The following is a 15542-nucleotide window of genomic DNA, read 5'->3' as shown; positions in this document are numbered from 1 at the left end:
GCCTATCCTCCTCGCCCGTTCATTCGTGCATTTACAATATTATATTTAATTTCTCTTCCTATTTCGACAAAATTGAAATAATTATTTGAGGTATCCGTAAAAACAAATTATTAAATAAAATAATTTACTAAACGGTAAATATTACAACTTGTATTATACAATAGACAAAATAGAAGAGCTAAGACTATTTCTCTTAGCTCTTCTTTTATAAAACTATTTCACTTCATTAGCGACAAAAAAGTGCTCACAAACACTTGAAATACGCTGTAAGTCTACGTTCCCACCAGATATAACCGCTACTACTTTTTTCTCTTTAATATATGTATCCACTTTCCCTGCAAGTAGAGCAGCAGTAGCTAAAGCACCTGCACCTTCTACAACAGCTTTACCACGCTGTAATAAGTCTTTCATCGCTACTTCTAGCTCTTTTTCCGATACTGTTACAATATCATCTACTAATTCTTTTACAATTTCAAATGTTAGTTCCCCTGGTATTTTAACTGCACAACCATCTGCTATAGTAGGTGCCTCATAATGTTCTACAATTGTACCTTTGTCATAAGATGCCTTCATCCCATGAACATTTTCTGCTTGTACACCAATTATATTGATTGATGGATTAAAAGATTTCAATGCTACAGCAATACCAGAAATAATTCCACCTCCGCCAATAGGAACAATTATTGTATCAACATCCCACATATCATCAAGAATATCTAATCCAATTGTACCTTGACCAGCCATTACCTCTACATCATCATATGGATGTAAATATGTTTCACCTGTTTCCCTTATTATCTCTTCACATTTTGCCTTTGCATCATCAAAGGTTTCACCATGTAAAACCACTTCAGATCCATATCCTTTCGTTGCATCAACTTTCGCCTGAGGGGCAGAAATTGGCATTACAATTTTACTCTTTATACCAAGTAAATGAGCAGATAATGCAACTCCTTGTGCATGATTACCTGCTGAACATGCAATTACGCCTCTCTCTTTTTCTTGATCTGTCAGCTGTGACATTTTATTAAACGCACCACGAAATTTAAAAGAACCCGTTAATTGCATATTTTCTAGTTTCAAGTGAATTTCTCCGCCGGTTTTACTAGTCAAATAAAATGATTTTACTAATGGAGTTTTACGTGCATTTCTATCCAAAATGTTTTGAGCTTTTTTAATATCGTCTATATGTAATGGTAATTTTTTAGTTATCATACTAACACCTCTTCCAATGTTCTATTCCTAAGTTTTCGTAAGTCGTAGCTCCTTTATACGAAACCATCTATATTAAGAAAAAGTTTTTAAATATGTACCTCACTCTGTAATATACACATTTGCAGACAGTTTAACATCCTCTTCAAATCACGTTCTTTATAATGATTTAGGCATGCAATTTGAATCCAATTATTCTTTTGTAAATACGCTGATTCATAATGGACGATATATCCTTGTAATGCTAACGCATCGCCTACATCTTTAGAAGACTGACCTTCTTTTAATTGAATGGTAAGTATGATTGGCGCAGCATGTTCTTTAGGTGAAACAAGTTTTAAACCCATAGTAGTAATAACTTGTTCAATATATGCATACGTCTCTTTTATTTTTTCAAATGCCAGTTCATCATCAAATCTTTTTAAGGCTTCTTGCAATGCATACATTAAATTCCATGAATGAGAATATGGAATACTGTCATTTTCTTCGTACATGCCAATATCCATATAGGCCGGTAATGTCTCATTTACTTTCACATTGTGATTATAAAAAACGAAAGATAATCCAGTAAACGATTTAATTGCCTTTCCACTAACACCACTTGCAAAATATACATCTTTCAAATCTATCGATATTGCTCCAATTGAGCTAATGCAATCTACACATAGTTTCACTTTATACTTTTCACATAAAACATTTAGTTCGTCTAAATCATTTAACATTCCGGTTGATGTTTCATGGTGAACAAACCAAACCCATTCATAATTTCCTGTTTCCATTATTTTTTCTAATTCAGTATAAATAAACGGTTCTCCCATTTCTTTTTTGTACGTATCAAAATGTAACTCTGCGCGTGTTGCATGTCCAACTAACCTATTACCAAATTCCCCATTTGTTAATACTAGTCCTTTCCCTTTTACAGAACGTAACTGTAAAGCAATCGCATCATTCGCTAACGTCCCTGTTCCTAACATGATTTGCACACGTTTTGCTTTTGTCATTTGTAGTAAACGTTTTTTCACATTTTCCATCGTCACATGAAATGACTTAGAACGATGTGAAATCGGCTTAGTAGAAAATGCCTTTCGAACATTTTCTTCAATATCTACTGGACCAGGTAAAAACGTATATTCTTTCGTCATAATGCCCCCAACACTCGACTCTTCAAACATAGCAGGAGTAACATACATTGGCTGGAAGGCTGCTTCTTCAGTACCAACTAACGTATGGAAAGATTTGAATCCCATTTGCTCATATAAAGGTAGTTCACGTGTTGTCGCAGAAATGAGTGCTAATTCATATCCATTTAGAAGCAAATAACGATGTAAAAAGCGGATTAGTCCTAACAATGCTCTTCCATTTCGATATTGACGTTCTACTGAGAGTAAACGAATTTCATATACATTTTCTCCATATTCTTTCAAATAAAAATCTAAATTTGAAATTTTATAATCTAACGAGAATGGTCGTTTTCCTCGCAACGCGACCATACCTACTAACTTATTGTCATCTAAACAAATTAAATATGTATTTTCATCATGAAAACGATCAATACGAACACGCTCTTTCGTTTCTTCATGTTGCGGAATTTCTTCTACAAATGTTTTATAATTCAATTTATGCATATGTTCAAATTCCCAAGCTTGATCAGCAACTTTATAAATTAACCCCATGCCTTTTCTCCTTTATGTATTTAATAAAAATGATAAGTGGAGCTTAACCCCACTTATTAAAAATTCATTTCATTCCCGATTTACATATAAAATAAGTACAATGATAAGAGCACTAAAAATAGTCGTAACAATAGAATAAGAATACAAAATCATGCACACTGGCAAACAAGCGATTGTAATTAACCCTGGCTTCGTAAACCCTTTAAAGATTAAATAAAATATAATGAAAACAGCAGCGAGAGTAAGCGCTATCAAATAGTCAAATGCGATTAATCCTCCAATAAATGTTGAAATACCTTTACCGCCCTTACCTTTAAATAAAACTGGGTAAATATGTCCAATAATAACGGCCAATAATGTTAACATTACAAATGTAGGATCATCAAAAAGATATTTTGCTACTGCAACAACAATTGCCCCTTTAATTGCATCACCTAAAAATGTAGCGATAAAATAACCTTTTCCGTATACGCGCCCCATATTTCTTGCGCCAGGATTCCCGCTTCCTTCATTCCGAATATCAATGTTATGTCTCCATTTCGTTACTATATAAGCGGTCAATATGTTTCCAAACAAATAAGAAGCGACCAAATACAAAAATTGTATACTATTAATCATGTAATCATTCACTTTCTACATAGGAATACTTATACAATATTCAATGACTATGTATATTGTACTTTTCTTGCTTTACATTCCTTTATATATTTTAACATCATATTTTTACAAATCATACAAAAATTCTCATGCATTTATATTTTAAAATATTTATTCTTCATTAAATAATATGTTCCATTCACTGCTGGTTCGGATTGTGATACAAATGTAACTTCTCCTATACTTTTCTCACAACATTTCTTAAATTCATCATATATTTCAGGTACTAAACGTAATATGCTGCCACTTACCGCAATTAAAGCTGATAAATCAAACTGCATCTTGTTATAAACATCTATCGTAATCCTTGCTAATTCCTTTCCAGCCTGCATCATAATTTCATGTGCAGCATCATTTCCATTTCTAGCTTCCCGAATAACTAATGGTGTGATTGCTGCAACTTTATCTTTTGAAGATCTATATACTAGCCTTTTTATATGAGACGCTGTCAAAAGTTGAAACTCGTCTTGAATTCTTAAGCTTAATGGACAGAGTCTAACTCCTTGATCAAATTGATTTGCCATTCTTTTTAAACCTTGTAATGCAATCCAATATCCGCTTCCTTCATCTCCTAAAATATGTCCCCATCCCCCACTATACTCGTACACTTCTCCTTTCTTTCCAAGACAAATTGCACCTGTACCGCCAATTGTTAAAATTCCATCCTTCCCTTCTAAAGCGGCTGCATGCGCTATCATTGCATCATTAAAAATTGCAATTTGTATTCCATACTTCTTTTTTAAACGTATTGTTAATTCATTTGTATTTGCTCCGCTTACACCCGCTAATCCTAAACAAATACAAACGCAATGCCCGTTTAATAACTCTTTCTGGCATTGATCAATCGCTTCCATAATATGCACAAGAGCTTCTTCAAGATCTATTAATATGTTTCCAAATCCACTGGTAGCTCTTACAAGTTCATTTCCGTCTTTATCAAACGCAATCGCTTCTGTCTTCGTTCCCCCGCCATCTACTCCAATCATATACTTCATATACGTTCTCCTCATTTTCTTCATATTGAAGGGTACGTTACATTCCCTAAAATTACAGATTTCTTTGCACCTGTTGCGCTTGGCACATTACTCGGATTACGATGATGCGTTTCGTTTGCTAAAATTGCAAAGGCGATTGCTTCTTTCGCCTCTGAAGAATAGCCTATATCTTCTTGAATGAATATTTTACATTTTTCATCCTTCAATCCATACCGTATCATTTCAACAAGTGTGCTATTATAACTGCCGCCACCGCCTACAATTACCTCACCGATTTCATAATACGGCAAAATAAACTCCTTATAATGATGAACAATTGAACTTGCTGTAAACATCGTGACAGTCGTCAATATATTTTCTTTTCTATGCTTTTCATACCGCTTCAATAACTCACTTACAAATTCTTCTCCAAACTGTTCTCTACCAGTTGATTTCGGTGGATGCATTTTCAAAAATGGATGGTTCATACAATATGTCAAAATTTCATCTACAACTACTCCCTTTTTTGCAATCTCACCATTTTGATCATATGGCAACTGAAATAACCTTTGACATACTTCATCCATTACCATATTTCCTGGACCAGTATCAAAAGCTATAACGCTCTTATCACTTAGATGACTTGGCATTACTGTCACATTACCAATCCCGCCAATATTTTGTAGTAATCTATTTTTAGTTGAATGCCGATACAAAATAATCTCTGAATATGGCACAAGTGGTGCACCTTGTCCTCCTGCTGCCATGTCCATCGTTCGGAAATTCGAGATGACCGTCGTATTCGTTTCATATGCTATTACTGCAGGTTCCCCAATTTGCAATGTGGAAGATATCATATTACCATCTTGCTTTGGCTGATGGTAAATCGTTTGTCCGTGAGAACCAATTAAATCTAATTGTCCTAAAGGAAAATTGGCCTCATTACAAACTTCCTTTACGGCTTTAGCGAAACATAAACCCAACTTAAAATTCAAACTACATATGAGTTGGACATTTGAATTTTCTATTGATAATACTTGCTGAATCTCATTTTTTATATCATTACTAAATGGCACAGTAGTAAAATGGATGAGTTCAACTTTAGAACCTACACCGCTTCCTTCTATATGAACGAGTGCTACATCTATACCGTCTAACGAAGTACCAGACATTACCCCTGCAACATACATAACATGCATAACCTCCTATTTATTAAAAAACAATCATGTAAGTTACAAACGTACAACCGATTGAAAAGAATATAAATCTAAAAAACAACTGAGCTTTCGATGCAAACGAGCCATCGATGAAAGAAACAACTACTGTAAGCAAAATGCTTGCCGCAATGCTTGAAACGAGCCATATACTATGCATTTGTGATAGATGTAGCATTCTTAATAAAGGCACAAAAAGTAAATTCGCACATATCACTCCAAATAATAATAAAAATACACCTTTATAACTAAATTTTATATTCATTCCATTTCATCCTCTCTGGACTTCATGTGAAAGAAGTGATAGGCAAAATACCTATCACTCATAAATTAAAGCATAAAGATTATGGATTAACAGATTCCCCTTCACCATTCTTCTCAATTTCAAGCATATTTTTGTCGTACATTTTAAAGAATGGTAAATATATAAGGAACGATATTGCTATATTTATAAAAACTAATACTATTGCACGCCAATCTCCGCCTGTAGCTAAATACGCACCAATTGGAGCTGGTAATGTCCACGGTGGCATAATATGTGTTGGCGTTACAAATCCCATCGCAGTTGCTGAATATGCAACAGTTGCTGTTACAAGTGGTGTAATGATAAATGGGATAATTAAAATTGGATTTAGCACAATCGGTAATCCGAATATGACTGGCTCATTAATATTAAAAATACCCGGAACAATACAAGTTCTTGATAATGCTTTCGAATATTTTGATCGACCAAATACAATCATAGCTAAAACAAGCCCTAATGTCGCGCCAGAACCTCCAATCCATATAAACCATTGATATAACGGCTCTGGTGAAATAAATGGCAACTGATCTGCTCCACTAGCAACTGCTTCACCATTTTTCCCTAGGTAAACTTCCCATAATGGCCGAGCAACAGTTCCCACAACCGACACACCATGGATTCCAAATGACCAAAAAAACGTAATTAAAAACACTGGAATCATTACACCGAAGTAACTATCCCCAGCTTTTACTAATGGTGCTGCTAATTTATCAACGACATGGTGTAAATCAATGTTAAAAACGACAGTTACTAGACTCATTATAATAATAACGAATGCAGCAGGTATAAGTGCTTCAAATGAACGCGACACAGATGGCGGTACTTGTTCTGGCATTTTAATCATTACATTTTTCGTCTTACAAAACCTTAAAATCTCTACGGATAAAATAGAAACAATCATCGTCACGAATAATCCATGACCTCCGAGATTTGTCATCGGAAGCATAAATCCTTTTTTATCAATTAATTCAGGCGTTAATGTTAATAGCAGTGAACATACCGCTAGCTGAGCTCCCGATAAAGCATCTAACTTATAACTTTTCGCTAAATTATATCCTATTCCAAATGCTATATATAAAGACATAATAAACATCGTTAACCGATATGGTATTAATATACTTGTTTGATTTTTTAATGCCCAAACTGATATGAAACTATCTTTCGGTAATGGTGGAAATGCTACGATTAAAAAGAAACTTCCTACAATGATAAATGGTAACGCCGAAATAACTCCATCACGGATTGCTTGTAAATGTCTCTGTTCAGAAAGTCTTGCCATCGGTCCAGATAAGTTTTTATCAAGAAACGTGACAAACTTATTCATAACGGTTCCCCCTAACGAATTAAATCATTTACAGTCTTTAATAAAGTCGGTCCACCAAGAGGCGTATATGCTTGCGGCGGAATGATACCACATGGAATAGACTCCTCTTCTGCAAATTTTTTTACAGAGACAAATCGGTGTCTAACTTGTGGTGCAACCATTACAACATCCCAACCATTCTTTACTTCGTCTTCCACCTCACTTGTTCCAATCGCATGCACTTCCATGTTCATACCCTTTTTCTCTGCCTCCTTTTTTAAAGCGTTTACAACAATTGCGCTGGACATTCCTCCAGAACAAACGAACAAAACCTTCATTTATGAATCCTCCTATACTTATAATTTACTACCCTTCAAATGAAAGGAAGTTTCACTTTACTAACAAGCATATGAAGTAGTAAATGAATTTAGTTATACTGAAAGTAAATTTCATTAAAAATATTTTTCCTATTAAATTAATGTTTCAACATACAATTTTCTCTATTGCAAGGCCAACCTCACCTCGTATATTATCTTAGATAATCATATGATAGGGAGGCGTATACATGATCGTTAAACGTTTATTTATGATATGTTGCATCGTCATCTTGATTATCCCTTTCTCATTCATTTCCCCTCACTCTACTTATGCTGAAGTAACTTCTACGTACAAAAAACACGAATTACGTGCTGTATGGATCGCATCTGTTCTTAATATTGATTGGCCCTCAAAAACTGGCTTACCAATTGAAAATCAAAAACAAGAATTTATTAAATTATTAGACGATGTAAAAAACACTGGTATGAATGCAGTCATTGTACAAATAAAACCAACTGCTGATGCCTTTTATCCTTCCAATTACGGCCCTTGGTCTGAATATATTACCGGTACACAAGGAAAAAATCCCGGATACGACCCACTAGCATTTATGATTGAAGAAGCACATAAAAGAAATATAGAATTCCACGCATGGATTAATCCATACCGAATAACAATGAATCACACTGATATAAATCGATTATCAAATAATCACCCTGCAAGACAGCACCCGGATTGGGTTGTACCTTATGGCGGAAAATTATATTACAATCCCGGTATTCCAGAAGTGAAAAAGTTTATAACTGAAGGTGCTTTAGAAATCGTACAAAATTACGATGTTGATGCATTGCATATGGATGATTATTTTTATCCATATAAAGTGGTGGGTGAACAATTCCCCGATCAAAAAACGTACGAATTATATAATAACGGTAGATTTACAAATATAGAAGATTGGCGACGTGACAATGTAAATGAACTTGTAAGAGATTTAAATACTGCTATTAAACAAGAAAAGTCATATGTGAAATTTGGCATTAGCCCATTTGGCGTATGGCGAAATATAGCTGATGATCCGACTGGCTCTAACACAACTGCCGGCCAAAGAAACTATGATGACCTTTATGCTGATACACGTGAGTGGATACAAAAAGGTTACATTGACTACATCACACCGCAAATATATTGGAATATAGGTTTCACTCCTGCTGCGTATGACATATTAGTAGATTGGTGGGTAAAAGAAACAAATAATAAACCGATCCACCTATACATCGGTCAGGCAGCCTATAAAATTAATAATAACTCTGTCCCCGCTTGGTCTGATCCTGAAGAATATCCAAGACAGATTGCATTAAACCGGCTATATCCTCAAATTAAAGGTAGTATGCATTTTAGCTTAAAAGATATTAATAACAACCCATTAGGAGTGAAAGATATACTCTCAAAAGACATATATAAACATCCTGCATTAGTCCCACCTATGCCTTGGCTTGATCATGAACCACCAAAACAACCTACTTTAAAAGGTGCCATTCCAAGAGATGAAGGGGTTGCTATAGGTATCATTGATAATAGAGAGAATGACTCTGCTTATTACGCCATTTACCGTGTGAATGGAAAAAATGAAGTGGATATACAAAATCCGAAAAATTTACTTACTACTGTAAGAAAAACAAAACTTGGAGAAATTTATGTAGATAAAGCAGTTATTTCTGGTGAGACGTATACGTATGTAGTAACTGCGGTTGATCGATTGCATAATGAAAGTGTTGCATCTAGTCATACTACCGTTACAGCAAAATAACAGGTAATAAAAAACGCCTTAAAGCTAAGTATTATAGCTTTAAGGCGCCTTTTTTATTTATTCTTAAACTTCTCAGTCGCTGCTCTCATCTTCACATTCAAATCGTGATCAATCGAGTCACGAATATCTCGCTCTACTTCTTCCATTTCTTTTTGGAAATTTTGCAAGTAGATTTTTAATTCTTCTTCTTTTTCTGGTCGTTGTGAAGGTGGTAATTGCACCACTAAAGATAGCATCGCTGTTAAATCTTTCATTAAGAACGTTTCGAGTTTATGTTGTTGTTCAAACATACGCTGCTCCTGATAATACGGTAAGGCATTTAATACTGAAATTGTAATTTCATCAACCGTTCGTTGTAATGAAGGATTTATTGAGCGTTTATACGCTTGAATTGTATTTAATGCATCTGGATATCGATCATAAAAATACAATTTATAAAACGATAAGTCTGTCGGTTTTACTGTTTGCTGCGTTTCTTGTCTTAAAAAATCTTTTACTTTCATCGCTGCTACATCAATATCTTCATTAGTAAGCTTTTTCGTCGTTTTTGCCATTACATGTACTTTTTTCTGTTTTTCTTTCGGTAACATTGAGAATACTTGCTCTCTCGTACGTTGACCCGATGCACAGAAAAGCGTGTTTAATATATGTTGTTCTTTCTTTCCTTCCGTACGAATCCAGCGATAAAAGAGTGGATGTTGTGTAAATTCTTGTAGAAACGGTAATGATTTATTCGATAACTTATCTAAAGAATCGTGTGCTCTTTTATATGGCTTCGTCCATGAAAAATACAGTTTACGTCCGAAATATACAACTAAAACAACAACAGTAAAAGCGATTAAAAGTAATGTACCCAATAGTACTAATACGGTTTGAATGAAACTCATTTTTTCACCTCCTCTAAAAGTCTGTTATTTCCTTGGACGCTGAATGAGTTTTTGTTTCATTTCATCATTAAATGTGTCTAGTTCAATAACAAACTTCTTACTTGACTCGATAATACGTTCTGATGATTTCTCAGAAGCTTCAATTGCAGCGAATACGTTTTGGAATGACTCGCGTAATTTGTCCATGCTAATTGCAGGATTTTCAAGAAGTTTTGTTGTTTCTTCTGTATTTTGTTTTAATGCTTGTGAGTTACTTAATACCATGGATTCAATTGCTTCATTTGTTGCATTCACTGCATCAATTGTTTTACGTTGATTTGTTAATGCTAACTGGATAGCAGCAGAAACTGTTACAACGTTTTGCGTCATCGTAATTGCATTACGAATTGCCTCTGTTAACTTTTCATTATTTTTCTTAATAATGTCTACTGATGCGATAGATTGTAATAACACACTTTTCGCTTGCTGCATATTACGTGTACGCACTAAAATCTTTTCTAATGCATCATTAATTAATGGAATATCTCTTTGACGTTCTGGATTTTGTTTCTCAGCTTCCAGCATGCCAGCAAGTTTTTTCCCTAAGTATACTTGCTTATCAAGCGCGTGAATTTTATCGTGTGATTGCTCTTTAAGCATTTCAAGACCAACTGTATCTTCTTGTAAATTATCACGACCAATTAGAAGCGATCTTATAATCTCCTCAATTTGCTTATCTATGGATTGATATTTATGCACGTATGTTTCAAGTGGGTTTTTCTTGAATACTTTAAACATAATTTTCTTCATACCACTTGCTTTTAGTGAATTTGGATCAAGCTCTGATACTACTTTGCGTAATTCTAACAACGTATTTGGAATTTCTTCATTCTTTCCATTCATCATCGCTGTGACAGGACGTTTTAATGCTGATAGCGTTTGTCCTGCTGCTTGCTGTTCTTTATCCCCTAAATCTCCTAGCTGAGACAATACTTTCGATAAATCTGTATTTTGCTCGCTATTCAACTTTTGTACATAAAGATCAGCTTCTTTATTTAATTCATCAAGTTCTTCATCTTTTATTACTGTATCAACTACTACTTCTACATTATTATCTTTCACAATTGATACGGGTTCTTTTTTCTCGAGTTCAGTCAACAAAATCGCTCCTTTATTTATATGTGCGAATTTATGTGCACTATATTTCATCTAATATATTGTATTTCATTTGCAAACAGCCTATATGAAATCAATTTTCAAGAAATACCTGCTTATGCAGTCATTCCCTGTTTCTTACTATCAGTATACCTGTAAACAACATAATTTTCCTCAGACTTAAGACCTAGAGACCGACATGCTCAAGGCGGATTCTTCGTATGTTACGTATATAAATTACGTCCTTCCCATACTACTGCACTCAATCTTTTGACATACACCCTTTTTCAATGTGATAATTATATTACGCTCAATCCTATTTCTTCTTACGCGCTACAAATGCACCATTTTGAAATGCCAATAATACTGTTTCAAACATTTCATCTTCTTCAATCATGTTTATAAACTCGGCTAATTCACTCGCATGAGAAGTAGCATTATCGACAACAAGAAGACCTTTTGGTTGTAAAATGCGTTTTATATGCTCCAGCCACCACATGTATTGCGTACGCTCTGAATCTAGGAAAATAAAATCAAATGAATGATCTAGTTGTGAATCTAAAAATGCCCCTGCTTCTTGATTGTGAACATCAATCCTTTGTAAAAGATTTGCCTTTTCAAAATTGGCAAGTGCCTCTCCCACTCGTTCTGAAGAAAGTTCTACAGTTGTTACATTTCCATTAGTTTCTTCTGCCGCATTAGCTAACCACAATGTAGAATAACCATTAGAAGTTCCAATTTCCAAAATGTTTTTTGCACTACAGCCTTTTACTAAAATTGATAAAAATTGCCCCATCTCACGAGAAATATTCCGTAATTTTTCTTCCCGTGTTTTTTTATTTCGATCATGCTCTTCTCCATATTGTTCAAGTTGAAATAATAATGAATCTAACGTATCCATTCTTTTCATCGCCTTTCCACAGCAATATGATGAAAAAGCTCTCGTTGCCCGTCTACTTTCATTATATGCGAAACGAAAACCTTTTTCTCGTTATATGATAAAGATTTGAAATTTTTTATAGCATATTGTTTCGTTTTTTGGTAAAGTTAATTTCTACGTGCAATTATTCCATTCATACTATTTTTAATTCAATTGCAGTTGTTAAATCATATAAACCTCATTTAAATGAATCGGTATTTCAAATTCAATTAAGCGCCCTTTCCGGACGCATTTTCTTTTGTTTATATAATTTTAGAAGAAAGGATGCTTATAATGAACGTGATTAGCTTAGATGCCGCTCGAAAGCGAAAGCAGCATAAAAAATTAATGATTACTATACCGATTATTTCACGTATTTATGAAGAAGACGGAGAAATTAAATTTGAGGTAGCCGGCGAAAAAGACGTACCTCTTGAAATGTTAGAGAAATAATAAAAAAGACGCACTTCTAAAGAAATGCGTCTTTTTTTATACTATTACATTTAAGTGCATAAGTTTTTCCGGATTAACCATCATATAAATGTTTGAAATTTTTTCATTCTCAAATGTAAATGAAAGCACATAAGTCACCTTATTTTTCACTTTAACAATAACACCTGGGGCACCATTTACTATCTTATAATCAACATCGTACTCTATCGGGAACTTCTTCCCTATTCCAAAGAATAAACGTATAATTCGATCCGCAGAGTAAATTGGATGAATCGCAGTTGTAACTTTACCACCACCATCTGCTTTCAATATCGCATCTGTTTTTAATACTTCTAACATACCTTGCGCATCCCCGCACTGTAATGATGATACAAATTTTTCAACATAAGCAGCCATTTTCTTCGTACTTAATGTTGATTGTTTCGGCTTATCTAATATACTATTTCTTGCGCGTTGAAAGATCTTCCTACAGTTCACACTACTCTTATCAACAATCGAAGCTATTTCTTCATATTCATAACTGAAAACCTCTCTTAATATAAAAACAATCCTTTCTACCTCAGACAGTTGTTGTAAAAGCAATAAATATGCTGTGGAAAGGGATTCTTTCATAACAAATGACTCTGATGGCTCATCGCTTTCTTCTACAAGTGGCTCTGGTAACCACATCCCTACGTACACGTTACGTTTATGCGCTGCCGAACGTAATTTATCAATTGAACGATTTGTCGCCATCTTACACAAATATGCTTTCATATTTTCTATAGACTGAAGATCTTCTATATTATTTAGCGAGATAAATACATCCTGAACGATATCCTCAGCATCCATAACACTCCCAAGGATTCTATATGCTAACGAAAATAATAATGGTTGATACGCTTCATATAATTGCTCCGTTTCCATGATGAACTCCCTCACTTTCTAATTGCTTTAAAATGTGTAATGCTGCACGTTTTCCACTTGCTACTGCAGCATCAGCTAATATTTCATCATGCCCAGTCCAATCACCTGCCACGTAAATACCTGGCATTTCAGGGATATTAGGAGCTGGGTTTTCAACTCGGTTTATATGAGGAAAATCATATACTACCGTTATTTTCGGTAAATATTGCTGTGCAACAACTTCTCTTTTCCAATTTGGATGTAGCAAATCCATTGTACTTTCTAACTGTTCTTTATCTTCATGAGTATGTTTCATCTCTAGTACAGGATTATGGTACTTAATTAAACTCACTGCAATTGATCCATCATCACTTAATTTAGCTGCTCTTGATTGATTCGTGAAAAATATAGGCTGATCTAACCCTAATGCAAATTGATGTGTCGGATTAGGTAATCGTCTTAAACCAATATCTAATGCAGCAACAGTAACCGGTACCGATTGTTCACTCCATCTATGCAAACTTGTTCCTTCCACACCTTTAATTATGTTACAAGCTTCTTTCGGTGGAGTCGTCACAATGACTGTACCCACTTCAAATACCTCATCATCAAAACAATATATTCTTTGTTTATCTTCGTAATGCTCTATTTCCAAAACATTCTTTTTATCCAAAAATTGCACCCCGGCATGATTCGCAATGTCTCTTAATTTTGTTATTATCGTCTCCCAGCCACCATCTACATAAAATACCCCATCTTTTATCGAAAGCTGTATTTGCTTTAGTACAGATGATGCTAATTGTATTGTAGGAGCAAACGTATATGTTGTTGTTCGGCATAGCGCATAAAATATATTGCGAACCATTGGATCTTTTATTTCATTTTCTGCCCATGTAGTTAGGCTCACTTTTTGAACTTTTCTTACATCTAAATTCCCTAAACGAATCATAAGACGTGAGAATTGTACTTTTGCAGACCACGCAAGTAGTGGTGTTGATAAAATTGAGCGGAAATCTGTTGGGATGGTGAATATATCCCCTTTCCATATTCCATGTGCTTTTGTAGATGGAATTCCACCCGGTAGATTCATACCGAGCTCATTAAAAGTTAAAAATGCGGCTCCTCCTCTATATAAGGCGTGTGCACCAAGATTCATACAGATCCCATTTTTATTAATAGTCATCCCTCGACCACCAAAGCGACTGGACTTTTCTAATACAATCACTTTTCTTCCAGCTTTCGCTAAATATATAGATGCTGTTAATCCAGCAAGGCCACCACCAACAATTGCTACATCAAATTTCTTCATAATAAAATCCCTCCTTATCGTTCTACATACAAGACGAACGATTAAGGAGGGATGTGACATGAAAATATATTTTTACTCATCTATTTTATTTCATTATTTTTTTATTCGGTCATATTGCATACGAAATAACTCAATTGCAAATGGTATATCCTCTTCACTCTTTATATAATAACTTATCCATCCTGATTCAGGTAATACGTGATGTGGTTTGACCAATCCTTGTTTTACTAATTCATCCCGCTTTAACTTTGGAAATGGTAAATCAACTAACTTATCTCCATGCAGATGACCAAGTTCTTTCTTGCCATAATTTATTTCAATGCCGCCAAATCGATGCGGTTTTTCAGAGACACCTGCCCAGCCAAGCACTTCATTTCTAATCATTTCACTAAATGACATGAACCTTCACCCCTTATTAATGATTGATGTAATATTAAATTAACACGTTCTTTACTTTTTTCCATCAATCCAAAGTATGAATGGATATACGAAT

General features: G+C 34.5%; 16 protein-coding genes. 2 read left to right on the top strand and 14 right to left on the bottom strand.

Annotated features, from left to right (window positions below):
• Positions 1-213 precede the first annotated feature (213 nt).
• The 8 genes from tdcB to EKQ63_RS13280 all read right to left on the bottom strand — a co-directional run bounded on the left by tdcB (position 214) and on the right by EKQ63_RS13280 (position 7675).
• Positions 214-1215, bottom strand: coding sequence for a bifunctional threonine ammonia-lyase/L-serine ammonia-lyase TdcB (gene tdcB, locus EKQ63_RS13315; RefSeq protein ID WP_087952572.1), 1002 nt, complete (start codon positions 1213-1215; stop codon positions 214-216).
• Between the two features lie 86 nt (positions 1216-1301).
• A complete protein-coding gene (locus EKQ63_RS13310; RefSeq protein ID WP_143881124.1) occupies positions 1302-2885 on the bottom strand; it encodes an aminotransferase class V-fold PLP-dependent enzyme in 1584 nt (527 codons plus the stop codon).
• Positions 2886-2954: 69 nt separating this feature from the next.
• A complete protein-coding gene (gene plsY, locus EKQ63_RS13305) occupies positions 2955-3503 on the bottom strand; it encodes a glycerol-3-phosphate 1-O-acyltransferase PlsY (RefSeq protein ID WP_087952567.1) in 549 nt (182 codons plus the stop codon).
• A gap of 134 nt (positions 3504-3637) precedes the next feature.
• A complete protein-coding gene (locus tag EKQ63_RS13300; RefSeq protein ID WP_143881123.1) occupies positions 3638-4537 on the bottom strand; it encodes a BadF/BadG/BcrA/BcrD ATPase family protein in 900 nt (299 codons plus the stop codon).
• Between the two features lie 20 nt (positions 4538-4557).
• Entirely contained in the window at positions 4558-5706 is a 1149-nt protein-coding gene (gene anmK / locus EKQ63_RS13295; protein ID WP_087996811.1) for an anhydro-N-acetylmuramic acid kinase AnmK, read from the bottom strand.
• Between the two features lie 22 nt (positions 5707-5728).
• Positions 5729-5995 carry a hypothetical protein gene (locus EKQ63_RS13290; protein WP_087952562.1) on the bottom strand — a complete coding sequence of 89 codons (267 nt, stop codon included), beginning with the start codon at positions 5993-5995 and terminating at the stop codon, positions 5729-5731.
• A gap of 79 nt (positions 5996-6074) precedes the next feature.
• Positions 6075-7358, bottom strand: coding sequence for a PTS sugar transporter subunit IIC (locus EKQ63_RS13285; RefSeq protein ID WP_087952560.1), 1284 nt, complete (start codon positions 7356-7358; stop codon positions 6075-6077).
• A gap of 11 nt (positions 7359-7369) precedes the next feature.
• Positions 7370-7675, bottom strand: coding sequence for a PTS sugar transporter subunit IIB (locus tag EKQ63_RS13280; RefSeq protein ID WP_087952558.1), 306 nt, complete (start codon positions 7673-7675; stop codon positions 7370-7372).
• Between the two features lie 227 nt (positions 7676-7902).
• On the opposite strand from EKQ63_RS13280, the gene EKQ63_RS13275 reads away from it, so the two are divergent.
• The gene (locus tag EKQ63_RS13275; RefSeq protein ID WP_143881122.1) at positions 7903-9462 is read left to right on the top strand and encodes a glycoside hydrolase family 10-like protein; all 1560 of its coding nucleotides are present in this window, start codon (positions 7903-7905) and stop codon (positions 9460-9462) included.
• Positions 9463-9515: 53 nt separating this feature from the next.
• Here the strand turns inward: EKQ63_RS13275 and EKQ63_RS13270 are convergent, their stop codons facing one another.
• The 3 genes from EKQ63_RS13270 to EKQ63_RS13260 form a co-directional block, all read right to left on the bottom strand.
• Positions 9516-10349 (bottom strand): DUF3974 domain-containing protein, encoded by an 834-nt coding sequence (locus tag EKQ63_RS13270; RefSeq protein ID WP_029438331.1) that lies wholly within the window; start codon positions 10347-10349, stop codon positions 9516-9518.
• Between the two features lie 24 nt (positions 10350-10373).
• Positions 10374-11486: a toxic anion resistance protein gene (locus EKQ63_RS13265; protein ID WP_000137402.1), complete on the bottom strand. Its 1113-nt coding sequence runs from the start codon at positions 11484-11486 to the stop codon at positions 10374-10376.
• Between the two features lie 313 nt (positions 11487-11799).
• Positions 11800-12393 carry an O-methyltransferase gene (locus EKQ63_RS13260; RefSeq protein ID WP_087952554.1) on the bottom strand — a complete coding sequence of 198 codons (594 nt, stop codon included), beginning with the start codon at positions 12391-12393 and terminating at the stop codon, positions 11800-11802.
• Between the two features lie 303 nt (positions 12394-12696).
• On the opposite strand from EKQ63_RS13260, the gene EKQ63_RS29895 reads away from it, so the two are divergent.
• On the top strand, positions 12697-12855 hold the full coding sequence (locus EKQ63_RS29895) for a hypothetical protein (RefSeq protein WP_001100983.1): 159 nt from the start codon (positions 12697-12699) through the stop codon (positions 12853-12855).
• Positions 12856-12891: 36 nt separating this feature from the next.
• Here the strand turns inward: EKQ63_RS29895 and EKQ63_RS13255 are convergent, their stop codons facing one another.
• From EKQ63_RS13255 to EKQ63_RS13245, 3 genes are all read right to left on the bottom strand, one after another.
• The gene (locus EKQ63_RS13255; protein WP_087952552.1) at positions 12892-13761 is read right to left on the bottom strand and encodes an RNA polymerase sigma-70 factor; all 870 of its coding nucleotides are present in this window, start codon (positions 13759-13761) and stop codon (positions 12892-12894) included.
• Entirely contained in the window at positions 13739-15049 is a 1311-nt protein-coding gene (locus EKQ63_RS13250; protein WP_143881121.1) for a phytoene desaturase family protein, read from the bottom strand. The genes EKQ63_RS13255 and EKQ63_RS13250 overlap by 23 nt, the downstream gene beginning before the upstream one ends.
• A gap of 93 nt (positions 15050-15142) precedes the next feature.
• The gene (locus EKQ63_RS13245) at positions 15143-15448 is read right to left on the bottom strand and encodes a luciferase domain-containing protein (protein ID WP_000010316.1); all 306 of its coding nucleotides are present in this window, start codon (positions 15446-15448) and stop codon (positions 15143-15145) included.
• Positions 15449-15542: the final 94 nt, after the last annotated feature.

It is taken from the genome of Bacillus sp. BD59S (assembly GCF_007363175.1).
Classification (GTDB): Bacteria; Bacillota; Bacilli; order Bacillales; family Bacillaceae_G; genus Bacillus_A; species Bacillus_A pacificus.
Note: the sequence above shows the minus strand (reverse complement) of the source record. Positions and strands in the feature narration are given on the sequence as shown.

Bases quoted from the DNA above. Each gene is read 5' to 3' on its own strand.
- tdcB (WP_087952572.1), bottom strand. From the start codon at position 1,215: ATGATAACTAAAAAATTACCATTACATATAGACGATATTAAAAAAGCT.
- EKQ63_RS13310 (WP_143881124.1), bottom strand. From the start codon at position 2,885: ATGGGGTTAATTTATAAAGTTGCTGATCAAGCTTGGGAATTTGAACAT.
- plsY (WP_087952567.1), bottom strand. From the start codon at position 3,503: ATGATTAATAGTATACAATTTTTGTATTTGGTCGCTTCTTATTTGTTT.
- EKQ63_RS13300 (WP_143881123.1), bottom strand. From the start codon at position 4,537: ATGAAGTATATGATTGGAGTAGATGGCGGGGGAACGAAGACAGAAGCG.
- anmK (WP_087996811.1), bottom strand. From the start codon at position 5,706: ATGTATGTTGCAGGGGTAATGTCTGGTACTTCGTTAGACGGTATAGAT.
- EKQ63_RS13290 (WP_087952562.1), bottom strand. From the start codon at position 5,995: ATGAATATAAAATTTAGTTATAAAGGTGTATTTTTATTATTATTTGGA.
- EKQ63_RS13285 (WP_087952560.1), bottom strand. From the start codon at position 7,358: ATGAATAAGTTTGTCACGTTTCTTGATAAAAACTTATCTGGACCGATG.
- EKQ63_RS13280 (WP_087952558.1), bottom strand. From the start codon at position 7,675: ATGAAGGTTTTGTTCGTTTGTTCTGGAGGAATGTCCAGCGCAATTGTT.
- EKQ63_RS13275 (WP_143881122.1), top strand. From the start codon at position 7,903: ATGATCGTTAAACGTTTATTTATGATATGTTGCATCGTCATCTTGATT.
- EKQ63_RS13270 (WP_029438331.1), bottom strand. From the start codon at position 10,349: ATGAGTTTCATTCAAACCGTATTAGTACTATTGGGTACATTACTTTTA.
- EKQ63_RS13260 (WP_087952554.1), bottom strand. From the start codon at position 12,393: ATGAAAAGAATGGATACGTTAGATTCATTATTATTTCAACTTGAACAA.
- EKQ63_RS29895 (WP_001100983.1), top strand. From the start codon at position 12,697: ATGAACGTGATTAGCTTAGATGCCGCTCGAAAGCGAAAGCAGCATAAA.
- EKQ63_RS13255 (WP_087952552.1), bottom strand. From the start codon at position 13,761: ATGGAAACGGAGCAATTATATGAAGCGTATCAACCATTATTATTTTCG.
- EKQ63_RS13250 (WP_143881121.1), bottom strand. From the start codon at position 15,049: ATGAAGAAATTTGATGTAGCAATTGTTGGTGGTGGCCTTGCTGGATTA.
- EKQ63_RS13245 (WP_000010316.1), bottom strand. From the start codon at position 15,448: ATGTCATTTAGTGAAATGATTAGAAATGAAGTGCTTGGCTGGGCAGGT.